This window comes from Bradyrhizobium sp. LB13.1, assembly GCF_054056815.1.
In genome coordinates this window covers 1485702-1500120 of record NZ_JBSRYQ010000001.1, presented here as the reverse complement: position 1 = coordinate 1500120, position 14419 = coordinate 1485702, and the positions used below count along the sequence as shown (strand labels likewise).

Below are 14419 nucleotides of genomic sequence, written 5' to 3'. Positions count from 1 at the left end.
ATCGCGACGCACCGAACTATCTTGTTCCGTTCGGAAAACGCCGTGCACCGAAGAGCCTGCACTGAAGAGTTTGCGTCGAACGCGGAGAACTGACCTTGCGTCTGATCAGGCGCCTCGCGCCCATAGCGCTGGGCCTCATGATTCTCGTCTGCGCGTTCCCGGCGCGCGCGCTGGACGCTGTCAGCGTCCGCGGTGACGCGCCCGCGATCGACCTCACCGGCGTGCTCGAGCATCAGCGCAGCGACGCCGACCGCATTCAGGTCTCTACCGCGCCCGGAACCGACGGCATCGTCCGCCGCATCGAGGTGCGCGCCCGCGAAGGCGGCCAGAACTGGGTGGTGTTCGCGCTCGCCAACAACACCGACGACCAGCTCGACCGCCTGATCGTCGCCCCGCATTACCGCATCGTCTCCTCGGGGCTGTTGTGGCCCGACCTCGGGCTGTCGCGCATCGCAACCATCACGCCCTCGACCGGCGACCGGCCGGAGCGGCAGGAGAGCCCGACCGCCGACGTCTTCCGCGTCACCCTCGACCCCGGCGCCGTCGTCACCTTCGTCGCGGAGCTGCGCACCGACAAGCTGCCGCAGCTCTATCTGTGGGAGCCGGAGGCCTACAAGGACAAGGTCAACTCGTTCACGCTCTACCAGGGCATCGTGATCGGCATCTCCGGCTTGCTCGCACTGGTGCTGACCATCCTGTTCGTGGTCAAGGGCAGCATCATGTTCCCGGCCGCCGCGGCGCTGGCCTGGGCGGTGCTGGTCTATATCGGCGTCGATTTCGGCTTCTGGGGCAAGGTGCTCGACATGTCGAACAACGCCGAACGCATCTGGCGCGCGGCGGGTGAGGCGATTTTGGCGGCAACGCTGCTGGTGTTCCTGTTCGCCTATCTCAACCTCAGTCGATGGCACGTGCGCTATTCGCACATTACGGTGGGCTGGCTCGCGTTCCTGGGCTCGCTGGTTGCGCTCGCTCTGTTCGACCCTGCGGTCGCCTCCGGCATCGCGCGCATCTCGCTGGTGCTGATCGCCTTCGCCGGCTTCGCGCTGATCGTCTATCTCTCGACCCACGGCTTCGACCGCGCGGTGCTGTTGATCCCGACCTGGTTCCTGCTGGTGATCTGGGTGATCGCGGCCGGCATGGCGGTCGCGGGCTCCGTCACCAACGACATCGTCGGCCCGGCGCTGCTCGGCGGTCTCGTGCTGATCGTGATGCTGATCGGCTTCACGGTGATGCAGCACGCGTTCGCGGGCGGCGGCGCCACCACCGGCGTGGTCTCCGACATTGAGCGGCGCGCGCTGGCACTGGCCGGCTCCGGCGATCTGATCTGGGACTGGGACGTTTCCGCCGACAAGGTGTTCACCAGCCCGGAGACCGAAGCCCTGCTCGGTCTCAAACGCGGCACGCTGGAAGGCCCGGCCGCGTCCTGGCTGGAAGTGCTGCACCCGCTCGACCAGGACCGCTTCCGCGCCGCGCTCGACAGCGTGCTGGATCAGCGCCGCGGCCGCCTGGTGCAGGATTTCCGTCTGCGTACGCCGGACGGTCACTTCATGTGGTTTGCGCTGAAGGCGCGCCCGGTGGTCGGCTCCGACGGCGAGGTCTCGCGCGTCGTCGGCACCCTCACCGACGTCACCGAACTGCGCAATGCCGAAGAGCGCCTGCTGCACGATTCCGTGCATGACAACCTCACCGGCCTGCCCAACCGCAAACTGTTCATGGACCGGCTCGGCGCAGTCGCGCATTTCGCCAAGACCATGCCGACGCTACGGCCGACGCTAATGGTGATCGATCTCGACCGCTTCAAGCAGGTCAACGATTCCGTCGGCATCGCGGTCGGCGACTCGATTCTGCTGACGCTCGCCCGCCGCCTCACCCGCATCCTGAAACCGCAGGACACGCTGGCGCGGCTTGCCGGCGATCAGTTCGGCCTGATCCTGCTATCGGAGCAAGACCCTGCGCGCATCACCGCTTTCGCCGAGACCATCCGCAAGACTATCCGCGCGCCGATCGCCTTCAACGAACGTGAGATTTTTCTCACCGCCTCGATCGGTCTCGCCTTGTCCGATCCGCAAGTGCAGCTCACGGACGAGATCATCAAGGACGCCGAGCTTGCGATGTATCATTCCAAGCGCATCGGCGGCGACCGCATCGACGTCTACAAGCCCGCGATGCGCGCGCGAAAAACCGACCGGCTGACGCTGGAGAGCGAGCTGCGCCGCGCCATCGAGCGGCAGGAGCTCACGATCCTATACCAGCCGATCGTGCGGCTGGAAGATCGTTCGATCGCCGGTTTCGAGGCGCTGGTGCGCTGGGATCATCCGAAGCTCGGGCGCATGGCGCCGTCGGAATTCATCGCCATCGCGGAAGAGACCGGTCTCATCATCGACCTCGGCATGTTCGTGCTCGACCAGACCGCCAAGCAGCTCTCGATCTGGCAGCGTGCGATGCGCTCGCGCGAGCCGATCTTCGCCAGCGTCAACGTCTCCTCGCGGCAATTGCTGCGCCACGACCTCATCCACGACATCCGCACCGTGCTGTCGCGCTCGTCGGTCGCCCGCGGCACGCTCAAGCTGGAATTGACGGAATCGATGGTGATGGAAAATCCGGAGCACGCGGCGCAGATGCTGACGCGGATCCGCGAGCTCGGCACCGGGCTCTCGCTCGACGATTTCGGCACCGGCCATTCGTCGCTGGCCTATCTCCAGCGCTTCCCGTTCGATACCATCAAGATCGACCAGTCGTTCGTGCGCACCACCAATCGCGGCACGCGGCCGGTGATCCTGAAATCGATCATCGCGCTCGCGCACGACCTCGGCATGGACGTGGTCGCCGAAGGCGCCGAGACCGATTCCGACGCGGTCGAGCTCTACCAGATGGGCTGCGAATACGCGCAGGGCTTCGCCTTCGGCGAGCCCATGGACGCCGACGCCGCGATGCGGCTGCTCACGGAAGTGCGGCTGGAAGCGGCGAGCTGACTTTCCTTCGCCTCACCCCGGCCGCCGCCGGTCGCTCTTCCGCTTCGTGAACCGCACGCTCTGGCCATCCGGCATTCGCATTGCCACGAAGCCCGCGGCGAGGCAGGCTTCGCGCTGCGGCATCTTGATGTCGGGGCTGCGCCGGCTGTCCCACCATGAGGCACGATTCGCCGCGCGCGGCAGGGCCGCGCCGATGATCTCCTCGATCTGCTCATAGGTCAGCACGAATTCCGCCTGCTTGTGCCGCATCAGATAATCGCGCAACGCGTCGTAATCGTTCACCGCTGTCCTCTTCGCTGGTCGAAGCCCCGCTTTGCCAAAAAACGTCAGCCGCGGAAACCAATTTTTAACTCATTACGGCAGCGCCGTCCCGGCTTAAACACTACTCAAGCTTTCGGGCGCATTCAGTGATGTCGGGAGCGAATGATGTTGTCTGGATGGCGCGAAGTCATGGCCCGCCGGCCGTGGCGGCTTTCGGCGAAGCTGCTGATCATCTCGTCCGTGGTGACGGTGATCGGCTTTTCCGCCATTTGCGTCAACGTCATGCTGGACATGCGCCGCGGCGAGGAGGCGCTCGCCCGCCAGACCCTGGAAAACCTCGCAACGACCATCGAGTCCGACGTCACCCGTAACATCGAGATCTACGATTTGTCTCTGAAGGCGGTCGCCGGCAACATGCTGCTGCCGGAGATCGCGACGGTCTCAAAGCCGATCCGGCACCTGATCCTGTTCGACCATGCGACCACGGCGAGGAACTTCGGCGCGATCCAGGTGTTCGATGCCGAGGGCAGGCTGACCATCGATGCCTCCACGCTCGATCCCCTGCCGGAGAACCGCAGCGAGGAGGACTACTTCAGGATTCATCGCGACAATCCTGGAGCCGGGCTCTACATCAGCCGTCCCATGCTGTTCCGCGGCGCCTACGCGATCGTGCTGAGCCGGCGCATCAGCGACACTGACGGCGGCTTCCTCGGCGTCGTCGCCGGCTCGATCCGCTTCAGCTATTTCCACGAATTGTTCGAGCGGCTGAACCTCAACCCCGATGACACCATCACCGTGCTCAAGCGCGATCGCACCATCATGATGCGGCGGCCGTTCGACCTCGACGTGATCGGCACGAACCTGAATGATCGCCGGACCTGGAGCGCCGACAATCTCCGGGCCGGCGCCTCCTATGCAGGCCAGGGCCCGGTCGATCCGACGCCGGCGGCTCTATGTACGCAGCACCGACAGCGGTCCGCTGTTCGTGGTGGCAGGCAAGCCGCTGAACGCCGTGTTCGAGCTCTGGCAGAAGGAAGCCTACCGCATCGGCGCCGTGGTCCTGGCGCTTATCCTGTTCATGCTGGCCTCGACGCTGGTGCTCGCGCGCGAGATCGGCCGGCGCGCCGAAGCCGAGCGCAAGCTCGAGGAGATGGCGACGACGGATGCGCTCACCGGCCTGAGGAACCGCCGCAAGTTCGACCAGGTCATCGACGTCGAATGGCGCCGCGCCATGCGCCAGAAGACGCCGGTCGCGCTGCTGATGATCGATGCCGATCACTTCAAGGCCTACAACGACACGTTCGGCCATCAGGCCGGCGACCAGGTGCTGGTCGGCATCGCCATCTGCATTTCCGACTCGGTGAGCCGCGCCGGCGACTGCGCCGCGCGCTATGGCGGCGAGGAATTCGCCGTGCTGCTGCCGGGCACCTCGGTCACCGACGCCTTAGAGGTCGCCGAGGCGATCCGCATCAAGGTGCAGGGCTGGTCCGACGACCAGACGGCCTCGACGGTCTCCTGCGGCATCGCGAGCTTCGTTCCCACCACCGGCATGGACTGGCCGATCCTGGTCGCCGCCGCCGACAAGGCGCTCTATGCCGCGAAAGCCGGCGGCCGCAACCAGTCGGTGGTCGCGAGCTTGCCGAAGCTGGCGCTGGTGGCGTGAGGGCTATGCTGCTTACCGCCGTCATTGCGGGAAGCTCTTGCGACGAAGCATTCCGGATCGCTTCGCTTCGCTCGCCGTGACGAGTAGAAACAGCCGACGTCTATTCCCCCAGATACTTCTTCATTTCCGCGATCAGGCCATCGCGCAGTTCGGGCCGCTTCAGGCCGTAGGCGATGTTGGCGCGGAGGAAGCCGGGCTTGGAGCCGCAATCGTGGCGCTCGCCCTCGAATTCGACGCCGTAGAATTTTTGCGATTTGGCGAGTCCGATCATGGCGTCGGTGAGCTGGATCTCTCCGCCGGCGCCGCGCTCCTGGGTCTCCAGGATCTTGAATATCTCCGGCTGGAGGATGTAGCGGCCGGTGATCGAGAGGTTGGAGGGCGCGGTGCCCTTGGCCGGCTTCTCGATCATGCCGTCGACCTCGAACATCTTGCCGGTGCGTTTGCCGACGCCGCAGATGCCGTATTGATGGGTGAGATGGTCGGGCACCGCCTCGACCGCGATGATGTTGGATTTTTCGTCGAGCTTGCTGGCGGTCTCGATCATCTGCTTCAGGCAGCCGGGCGAATTGAGCACGAGTTCGTCGGGCAGCACGACCGCGAACGGTTCGTTGCCGACGATGTCGCGCGCGCACCAGACCGCATGACCGAGGCCGAGCGGCGCCTGCTGGCGGGTGAAGCTGACGGCGCCGGCTTCGGGCTGGTTCTGCGCCAGAACGTCCTGCTCGGTCTTCTTGCCGCGGGCGGCCAGCGTCGCATCGAGCTCGAACATCCGGTCGAAATGATCTTCGATGACACTTTTGTTGCGGCCGGTGACGAAGATGAAGTGCTCGATGCCGGCTTCCCTGGCCTCGTCATAGACATACTGGATCAGCGGCTTGTCGACGATCGTCAGCATTTCCTTCGGCATCGCCTTGGTGGCGGGCAGGACGCGGGTGCCGAGGCCGGCAACGGGAAATACGGCTTTGCGGATTTTCATGGGATTGATCGAATACCTGAGGAACACGTGAAGGAAGCAATGGCATCTTGCTAGCTTGTTTGCAGCCGCCAACAAAGGCGGATGTGGGGCCTCGTCCTCACAGAGTTAAGAAAAAGGCCGTCATCAAAATTTCACCTTTGTTAAGCAGTTGGCAACCGTAACCAGGCCTCCTGAGGGCGGATTTGGCCGGACAGGTGAGGACATGATGCAATCAATGGCAGGGCTGGCAAAACGGGGCGGGTCCGTGACCGGTGCGATGATGATTGCGGCCGTCCTGCTGTTCCCGCTCCCCGCCGGCGCGCAGACTCAGAACGGTCTGTCAAATCTGTTCGGCGGCATTTTTTCCGGTCCGAACCCGGCGCCCTCGCAAGCAATGCCCGGCCCCGGGGACGCTCAAACGGGAGCTCAACCTTGGACCGGCGAGGACGGCGCCTCCGGTCATCCGCTGATGACGGCCGCCGCGATCCGCGAGGCCGCGGGTAACTTCAACAATTGCGTCGCAGGCATGTGGCCCGATGCCGCGCGGCGCAACATCACGCAGGAAAATTTCCAGCGCTTCACGGCAGGCCTTGCGCCCGACCTGCGTATCATGGACCTCATGGACTCGCAGCCGGAGTTCACCAAGTCGATCTGGGACTATCTCGACATCCTCGTGAACGACAACCGCCTCGCCAAGGGCCGCGAGGTCCTCGCCAAATACAAGGCGCAGTTCGACGCCACCGAAAAGGCCACCGGCGTCGATCGTTATATCATCGCGTCGATCTGGGGCATCGAGTCCAACTACTCGACCCAGATGGGCGACCGCAGCGTGCTGCAATCGACCGCAACGCTCGCCTGCATCGGCCGCCGCCAGGCCTATTTCAAGGACGAGTTCCTCTCGGCACTGGAGATCCTGAACCGCGGCGACCTCAGGCCCGAACAGTTGCGCGGCTCCTGGGCCGGCGCCTTCGGCCCGACCCAATTCATGCCGACCGCGTTCAAGCGCTTTGCCGTGGACGGCGACGGTGACGGACGGCGCGACGTCGTCGACAATCCCTCCGACCTGATCGCCTCGACCGCCAACAATCTGAAGAAGGACGGTTGGCAGGCCGGCCAGACCTGGGGCTACGAGGTCGTGGTGCCGGAGGGATTCAACTACATGCTGGCCGATCGCGCCAAGGCGATGACGATGGCGCAATGGGAGAAGCTCGGGCTCAAGCGCCCGGCCAACCAGCCGTTGCCGCACCCGGCGGAGAAAGCCTATCTGCTGGCGCCCGCCGGCGCGCAGGGGCCGGGCTTCCTGATGCTGCAGAACTTCCGTGTCATCATGAAGTACAACCCTGCCGAGGCCTATGCGATGGCGATCGGCCATTTCGCCGACCGCCTGCGCGGCGGCCAGCCCTTCGTGCAGCCCTGGCCGCGGCAGGAACGCGAGCTGTCCCGCACCGAGCGGCTGGAACTCCAGCAGCTGCTGGCCCAGCGCGGCTTCTACAAGGGCACCCCCGACGGCCAGTTCGGCGGCCAGACCCGGGAAGCCCTGCGCAACTTCCAGGCCTCGATCGGGGTCCCCGCGGACGGATTTGCCTCCTCAGACGCGCTGGACCGGCTGCGCGGGCGGTAAAATCGCGCCGAAAGTAACCCTGAACAAGGATTCTGGCAGGCAGCCTTGACGGGGGCGGCTGTTCCCCGTGTATGGGCCAGTATCTGAAGAGAATCTGAAAAGAGAATCTGCCCGTTTGGCGCCTGATTCCGTTATTATATTGAACTAGTCCCGATCCCCATTGCGCGTGCCCGAGATCGCATGTCGAAGAAGTCCCTGTTCAAGGCGCTGACCGAGACCGGCCCGCTGATCGCGCTGGGGACGGCGCTTGCGATTCTGGTCTTGATCGCGGGGCCGGCCTCGGCGCAATTCTTCAATTTCCCTGGCTTCGGCGGCCCGCCGCAGCGCCAGGCCCCGCCACCGCGAAGCGGCGGTGAACGTGGCGGATGGTTCGGCGGCGACTTCTTCGCGCCGTTCCAGCAGCAGCAACAGCAGCAGCAGGCGCCGCGCCAGGATTTTTCGCGCGCACCGGCGCCGGCCAAGCACGACACGACGCCTGACAAGAACGTGCTGGTGATCGGCGACGCCATGGCCGACTGGCTCGCCTACGGCCTCGAAGACGCCTACACCGAGCAGCCCGACATGGGCGTGATCCGCAAGCACAAAACCACGTCCGGCCTGATCAAGTACCAGCCCAAGGGTGAGCCTTCGGACTGGGCGGCAGCCGCGAAGGGCATCCTCGAAACCGAAAAGCCCGACGTGATCGTGGTCATGCTCGGCCTCAACGACCGCATCGCCATCCGCGAGGCAGCAGCCCCCGATAAGTCGGACAAGGCGACGGACAAGGACAAGAAGAACGACAAGGGCGCGCGTGGCAAACCACCGGCCAAGCCCGGCGATGCCAAGCCCAACGACAGCGCGGCCAAGCCGGACGACGCCGACCTGCCGCAGGATGATGCCGACAACGCTGACACACCGGCGGTCGCAACGCCCGAGAAGAGCGCACGCAACCCGAACGGCCTCTACGAATTCCGCGACGAGCGCTGGGTCGAGCTCTACGGCAAGAAGATCGAGGAGCTCGCCAACGTGCTCAAGAGCAAGGGCGTGCCGGTGCTCTGGGTCGGCCTGCCCGCGATCCGCGGCCCCAAGGGCACCGCGGACATGCTGTTCCTGGATTCGCTCTATCGCGAAGGCGCGGCCAAGGCCGGCATAACTTACGTCGATGTCTGGGACGGCTTTGTCGACGAGGCCGGCCGCTTCCTCCAGAAGGGCCCGGACTTCGAAGGCCAGATCCGTCAGCTCCGCAGCTATGACGGCGTCTATTTCACAAAACCCGGCGCGCGCAAGCTCGCTCACTATGTCGAACGCGAGATCACGCGCCTGCTCGCCGGGCGCTCCGGCCCGATCGCGCTGCCGAGCGAACCCGCAACGCCCGACACCAGTGCCGAACCCGGCAAGCCCGCGCCGCGGCCGCTGGCCGGCCCGATCGTGCCGCTGGTTGCGGCCTCGATCTCGACCGATCAATTGCTGGGCGGACCGGGCTCGCGCCCTGCCGCCGTCGATGCGCTCGCTGCGAGAACAATGGTGAAGGGCGAGCCATTGGCTGCGCCCGCGGGCCGTGCCGACGATTATGCCTGGCCGCGCCGCGAAGTCGGCCGCGAGCAGGCCAAAGGCGATGCGCCGATGGCCGCGACGTCGCCCGAGGGCAATGCTGCTCCGGGTTCACCGGGAGCCGCCGCAGCGATCGCGCCGCAAAAGCTCGCGCCGAAGAAGCCGTCGGTGCCGCAGCAGCCGGCACAGGCAACGCCGTCAATTCGTGATTTCTTCGGCTTCGGCTCTCCGCAAGCACCGCCGCGTCAATTGACGCCCGCGCCAGGGCCGCGCAATCCCAATCAGAACCCCGCGATCCCGCGACCGCCGGGCAATGTCGGGCGGTCGGCGGAAGTGGCTCGGTAGTTTACCGAGCTGAGCCCTCGTGTCCTGGCTCTCGCGGCATCCCCAAAAAATGGACCCCGGACGCAATGTGGCGCTACACGCCGCATTGCGTCCGGGGCACGTTGGATGGCGTTTAGCCGAGCCCTAATAGCGCCAGCGCGGCGGCGGGCGGCGCGTAGGCCGCGCCATCAACAGCGCGAGTGCAAAGCCGATGCCGCCGGCGACCAGCAGCGCGCCGAGCGGGTTGTCCTGCACCTTCTGGGCAATTGCCTGCGAACCATCGCGGAAAGTGTCGCCGCTGTTCTCGTAGGCGTCCTTGGCGTAACCCGCCGCCGTTTCACCAGCGTCACGGACGGCATCCTTGGCCTGGCCGTAGAGATTTTGCACGGTGCCTGCGGCTTCCCGCGCGTTGCCCGACGCCTGTGTCTGCGCATCGCCTGCGAGATCACCGACAGCGCCTTCCGCGCGTCCGGCGAATTCCTTGGCCGATCCGACAATCCGATCCTTATCCATGATGCTCCTCCTCGGGGGTCAGCCCAAGTAACCGATCAGGAGCGGCACGGTTCCTTCGCGCTAGAGAATAAGCCCGCCGTCGACGACCAATGTTTGGCCGATGATGTAGGACGACAGCGGCGATGCCAAAAACAGCGCCGCGCCCGCCATGTCAGCCGGGGTGCCCAATCGCCGCAGCGGAATGCGTGAAAGTGCACCTTCGAGCCGCTTGGGATTTTCGGTCGTCACCTTGGTCATCTTGGTGTCGACGAGACCGGGCGCGATGCCGTTGACGCGGATGCCGTCCTCGGCCCAGGCCTCGCCCAGCGTCCGCGTCAATCCGACCGCGCCGGTCTTCGACGCGTTGTAAGCGGGATTGCCCATAGTGGAATGATAGGCCGCGGTCGAGGACACCATGATCAGCGACCCTTGCGAGTCCCGCAGCATGGAATGAAACCGCGTGGCGCAGGCCATCAGGCTCATCAGATTGACCTCGACGACCTTGCGGAAGCCGGCCATCTCGAACTCGCCGCGGCGATAGAGCACCGCGCCCTGCGCGAGCACCAGCACGTCGAGCCTGTCGAACGACGGCTTGAACGCTTCGACCGCCCCGGCATTGCCAACGTCGAGCTGCGCGTAGGAGAGACCGGTGAGATCCGAGCCTTCCTCCTGCGAATATTCCTTGGCGTGAGCACGCGTACCGCAGACCGCAACTTGCGCGCCCCTGATGCGAAAGGCTTGCGCGATGCCGTTGCCGATGCCGCTGGAACCGCCGACGACCAGCACTTGCCTGCCTGAGAAATCGAGCTCGTTCGTCATCACGTCCTCCCGTTTTGTTTTGCTTGTTTGACCTGTCTGCGGATCGATGCCAGCCTTGTCAATCTCACAACAAGAAACAAAAAGCCCTGAGGAAACAGCATGTCCGAGTTCAAACAGCTCAGCCGATCCGTGAAGGGTCTGACCGTTCTCGTCACCGGCGCGGCCAGCGGCATGGGGCGCGCGACGGCGCGCGTGTTCGCCGCTGAGGGCGCGAACGTCGCCGTCACCGATTATGACGAGCAAGGCGCGCAAGCCGTCGCGAGGGACATCGCGACAGCCGGCGGATCGGCGAAAGCCTGGAAGCTCGACGTTGCCGACGGCGCCGAGATCAAGCGCGTGGTTGGCGACGTCGCCGCGCATTTCGGCGGGCTCGACATCATCGTCAACAATGCCGGCATCTCCGTGCGCGTCGCGATCGACGACGAGGCCTATGAAGACGCCTGGGCCAGGGGCATCGCGGTGATGCTGACGGCGCATCCGCGCATCGTCCGCGCCGCGCTGCCTCACTTGCGCAAGTCAAACAGCCCGCGCATCGTCAACATCGCTTCCACCGAGGCGCTCGGCGCCACCGCGTTGCACAGCCCTTATTCGGCGGCGAAGGGCGGCGTCGCCAGCCTCACCCGCTCGCTGGCGGTGGAGCTCGGCCGCGAAGGCATTACCGTCAACTGCATCTGCCCGGGTCCGATCCGCACAGCCATCACCGACCGGATATCGGAAGAGCACAAGACGATCTACGCCAAGCGCCGCACCGCACTGGGCCGCTACGGCGATCCCGAAGAGGTCGCGCACATGACGCTGAGCCTGTGCCTGCCGGCAGCGTCCTTCCTCACCGGCGCGGTCATCCCCGTCGACGGCGGCCTGATGGCGCGCAACGCGTAAGAGCTGTGGCCCGGATGGAGCGTAGCGCAATCCGGGCTGCGGGCAGCTATGCGCACCGAGCGTTGACAACGCCTGTTACGGGAGTAGCTTTTTCAGCGACAGAGCGGGACCAACCGCTCGCGGTTCGCGGGAGAAAACGTCATGACGATCGCCATCCGGCAGCTTCAGAAGCATTTTGTCGGGGAGGTCTCGGGCCTCGACCTGAGACAGCCTCTCACACAGGACCAGGCCCGCGAGGTCGAGGCTGCCATGGACAAATATGCGGTGCTGGTCTTCCACGACCAGGACATCACCGACGAGCAGCAGATGGCTTTTGCGCTGAATTTCGGCCGGCGCGAAGACACGCGCGGCGGCACAGTGACGAAGGAGAAGGACTACCGGCTCCAGTCCGGACTGAACGACGTCTCCAACCTCGGCAAGGACGGCAAGCCGCTGGCGAAAGACAGCCGGGCGCATCTGTTCAATCTGGGCAACTGCCTGTGGCATTCCGACAGCTCGTTCCGCCCGATCCCGGCAAAATTCTCGCTGCTGTCGGCCCGCGTGCTCAACCCGAAGGGCGGCAACACCGAATTCGCCGATATGCGCGCGGCCTATGACGCGCTCGACGACGACACCAAGGCGGAGATCGAGGACCTCGTGTGCGAGCACTCGCTGATGTATTCGCGGGGATCGCTCGGCTTTACCGAATACACCGACGACGAGAAGACGATGTTCAAACCGGTGCTGCAACGTCTCGTGCGCACCCATCCCGTGCATCGTCGCAAGTCGCTTTATCTCTCATCGCATGCCGGCAAGATTGTCAGCATGAACGTGCCGGAGGGCCGGGTACTGCTGCGCGATCTCAACGAGCACGCGACCAGCGCGGAGTTCGTCTACGTCCACAAATGGAAGCTGCATGATCTCGTGATGTGGGACAACCGCCAGACTATGCACCGCGTCCGCCGCTACGACCAGTCCCAGCCCCGCGACATGCGCCGCGCGACAGTGGCGGGGACCGAGCCGACGGTGCAGCAGCAGGCGGCGGAGTAGGGATACAGCCACACATTCCACCGTCGTCCCGGCGAAGGCCGGGATCCATAACCACTGAATGTAGTTTGACGAAGGCTAGTGGCGTCAGCTCGCTTCAACAATCACTTCCTGTGGGTATGGGTCCCGGCCTTCGCCGGGACGACACCGGAGGGTGTTGCGATACCAACAGCTACGCGTGGCCCGCCTCGTTCGAGAGCATGCCGGGATCGATGCCGATCTTGCGCAGCGCGCGGCCGTATTTTTCATCGACGTCATCGCCGAAGATCAAATCCGAATCCGCGTCGCAATGCAGCCAGCCATTGCTCTGGATTTCGGTCTCGAGCTGGCCCGGCGCCCAGCCGGCGTAGCCGAGCGCGAGGATGGCGTGCTTGGGGCCGGAGCCGTCGGCGATCGCGCGCAGGATGTCGACGGTCGCGGTGAGGCAGACGCCGTCGTCGATCCGGAGCGTCGCGTTCTCGATGTAGAAATCGCTGGAGTGCAGCACAAAGCCGCGGCCGGTATCAACCGGACCGCCGCGCAGCACCTTCATGCTTTCGGCGTTCTCCGGCAGCTTGATGTGCTCGCCCTTCTTGATGATGCCGAGCTGTTGCAACAGCTCTGGGAAGTCGATGCTGCCGGCCGGATGGTTGACGATGATGCCCATGGCGCCTTCGGCGGAGTGAGCGCAGAGGTAGATCACCGAGCGCTCGAAGCGCTCATCGCCCATCACCGGCATCGCGATGAGGAGGCGGCCGTCGAGGTAACCCGCCGAACTGGGGAGCGCGGGGCCGGGCTTGCGGGTGCTTTCGCCCATCCTCTTTCCTGTGGGAGCCATCGGTGAAGCACTCCGGTTTCAATTCCTATCCTGATGTCGGGCCGGTCCGCTGTCAAATCAAGGCTTGCAAGGTCAAGACTTGCAGGACTTGATTCAAGTCATCACAAGCAATTCAATGGTTTGCCCCGGGGTGACCCTGTAAAGACGTATCATGCTGACAAGAGTTCCCCTGCATGCGGCGATTGGCGTCGCGACAACCCTGCTTGTGTCATCGCTGGCGCTTGCGGCCCATGCCGACGACGCATCGCCGTGGCAGCGCGACGGACATTCCGCGGTGCGGTTGCTCGCGGGATCGCGCAGCGGCGCCGTCCTGCTCGGCGGTATCGCCTTCCAGATCCAGCCCGGCTGGAAAACCTATTGGCGCATGCCGGGCGATTCCGGCGTTCCGCCGCGCTTCGATTTCTCGAAGTCTGACAATGTCGAAGCGGTGACGGTGATGTGGCCGGCGCCGCTGAAGTTCGACGACGGCGCCGGCGGCCATTCGATCGGCTATCACGACCAGATCGTGCTGCCGCTGCGCATCATCGCCAAGGCGGCCGACAAGCCGGTGACGCTGCGCGCCGAGATCAATTACGCCGTGTGCGAAAAGCTTTGCATTCCGGTCGAGGCCAAGGCCGAGCTTGGCTTCAACAGCGTCGCGTCGACCGAGGACGCCAATCTGCGTGCGGCGCTCGACACCGTGCCCAAGCCCGCCAATATCGGCGATCCCAACCCGATCACCATCCGCGACGTCAAGCGTGACGGGCCCAAGAATGTGGTGGTCGACGTGGTGACGCCGGATGCGGGCAACGTCAATTTGTTCGTGGAAGGCCCGACGCCGGATTGGTCGTTGCCGATCCCCGCGCCGGTCGAGCCCAGCCCGCCCGGCGTGAAGCGATTTTCTTTCGAGCTCGACGGACTGCCACCGGGCGCCAAGCCCGACGGCGCCGCGCTGAAGTTCACGCTGGTCGGGCCGCAGAAGTCGTACGAGTTCAATACGAATTTGGAGTAGTCGTCGTCCTCCCCGTGCGCAATTGCGCACGGGGGAGACGACGGAAACACCCAACCGAATCTTAACGAA

At 64.9% G+C, this 14419-nt stretch carries 12 protein-coding genes and 1 pseudogene; 7 read left to right on the top strand and 6 right to left on the bottom strand.

From position 1 onward, the window contains the following. Positions 1-95 precede the first annotated feature (95 nt). A complete protein-coding gene (locus ACVWYI_RS07005; RefSeq protein ID WP_247341849.1) occupies positions 96-2972 on the top strand; it encodes an EAL domain-containing protein in 2877 nt (958 codons plus the stop codon). A gap of 12 nt (positions 2973-2984) precedes the next feature. Here ACVWYI_RS07005 and ACVWYI_RS07000 read toward each other — a convergent pair whose 3' ends face one another. Continuing rightward, entirely contained in the window at positions 2985-3254 is a 270-nt protein-coding gene (locus ACVWYI_RS07000) for a DUF7662 domain-containing protein (RefSeq protein WP_456661579.1), read from the bottom strand. A gap of 122 nt (positions 3255-3376) precedes the next feature. After that, complete coding sequence (locus tag ACVWYI_RS06995) at positions 3377-3502, bottom strand: hypothetical protein (protein WP_456664624.1); 126 nt, start codon at positions 3500-3502, stop codon at positions 3377-3379. Here ACVWYI_RS06995 and ACVWYI_RS06990 point away from each other — a divergent pair. Further along, positions 3474-4896 (top strand): annotated as a pseudogene (locus ACVWYI_RS06990) (sensor domain-containing diguanylate cyclase). The gene ACVWYI_RS06995 and the pseudogene ACVWYI_RS06990 sit on opposite strands and share 29 nt — an antisense overlap. Positions 4897-4996: 100 nt before the next feature. Here the strand turns inward: ACVWYI_RS06990 and ACVWYI_RS06985 are convergent. Continuing rightward, positions 4997-5872: a UTP--glucose-1-phosphate uridylyltransferase gene (locus tag ACVWYI_RS06985; protein ID WP_456661578.1), complete on the bottom strand. Its 876-nt coding sequence runs from the start codon at positions 5870-5872 to the stop codon at positions 4997-4999. Positions 5873-6074: 202 nt separating this feature from the next. Between ACVWYI_RS06985 and ACVWYI_RS06980 the strand changes: the two genes are divergently transcribed. Both ACVWYI_RS06980 and ACVWYI_RS06975 read left to right on the top strand, forming a co-directional pair. Continuing rightward, positions 6075-7472 (top strand): lytic murein transglycosylase, encoded by a 1398-nt coding sequence (locus tag ACVWYI_RS06980; protein WP_456661577.1) that lies wholly within the window; start codon positions 6075-6077, stop codon positions 7470-7472. Between the two features lie 180 nt (positions 7473-7652). Continuing rightward, a complete protein-coding gene (locus tag ACVWYI_RS06975) occupies positions 7653-9347 on the top strand; it encodes an SGNH/GDSL hydrolase family protein (protein ID WP_247446322.1) in 1695 nt (564 codons plus the stop codon). 123 nt (positions 9348-9470) lie between these two features. Here the strand turns inward: ACVWYI_RS06975 and ACVWYI_RS06970 are convergent, their stop codons facing one another. Next, positions 9471-9839, bottom strand: a complete 369-nt coding sequence (locus ACVWYI_RS06970) for a CsbD family protein (protein ID WP_247446321.1) — start codon at positions 9837-9839, stop codon at positions 9471-9473. Positions 9840-9899: 60 nt separating this feature from the next. After that, positions 9900-10637: an SDR family NAD(P)-dependent oxidoreductase gene (locus ACVWYI_RS06965; protein ID WP_456661576.1), complete on the bottom strand. Its 738-nt coding sequence runs from the start codon at positions 10635-10637 to the stop codon at positions 9900-9902. Positions 10638-10736: 99 nt separating this feature from the next. On the opposite strand from ACVWYI_RS06965, the gene ACVWYI_RS06960 reads away from it, so the two are divergent. Both ACVWYI_RS06960 and ACVWYI_RS06955 read left to right on the top strand, forming a co-directional pair. Next, positions 10737-11516: an SDR family NAD(P)-dependent oxidoreductase gene (locus tag ACVWYI_RS06960; protein ID WP_354103025.1), complete on the top strand. Its 780-nt coding sequence runs from the start codon at positions 10737-10739 to the stop codon at positions 11514-11516. A gap of 141 nt (positions 11517-11657) precedes the next feature. Next, positions 11658-12545, top strand: a complete 888-nt coding sequence (locus ACVWYI_RS06955; RefSeq protein WP_456661575.1) for a TauD/TfdA dioxygenase family protein — start codon at positions 11658-11660, stop codon at positions 12543-12545. Positions 12546-12714: 169 nt separating this feature from the next. Here ACVWYI_RS06955 and ACVWYI_RS06950 read toward each other — a convergent pair whose 3' ends face one another. Continuing rightward, positions 12715-13359 (bottom strand): YqgE/AlgH family protein, encoded by a 645-nt coding sequence (locus tag ACVWYI_RS06950; RefSeq protein ID WP_247343712.1) that lies wholly within the window; start codon positions 13357-13359, stop codon positions 12715-12717. Positions 13360-13510: 151 nt separating this feature from the next. Here ACVWYI_RS06950 and ACVWYI_RS06945 point away from each other — a divergent pair, with 151 nt between their 5' ends. Further along, complete coding sequence (locus ACVWYI_RS06945; RefSeq protein WP_247343715.1) at positions 13511-14350, top strand: protein-disulfide reductase DsbD domain-containing protein; 840 nt, start codon at positions 13511-13513, stop codon at positions 14348-14350. The last annotated feature ends 69 nt before the right edge of the window (positions 14351-14419 follow it).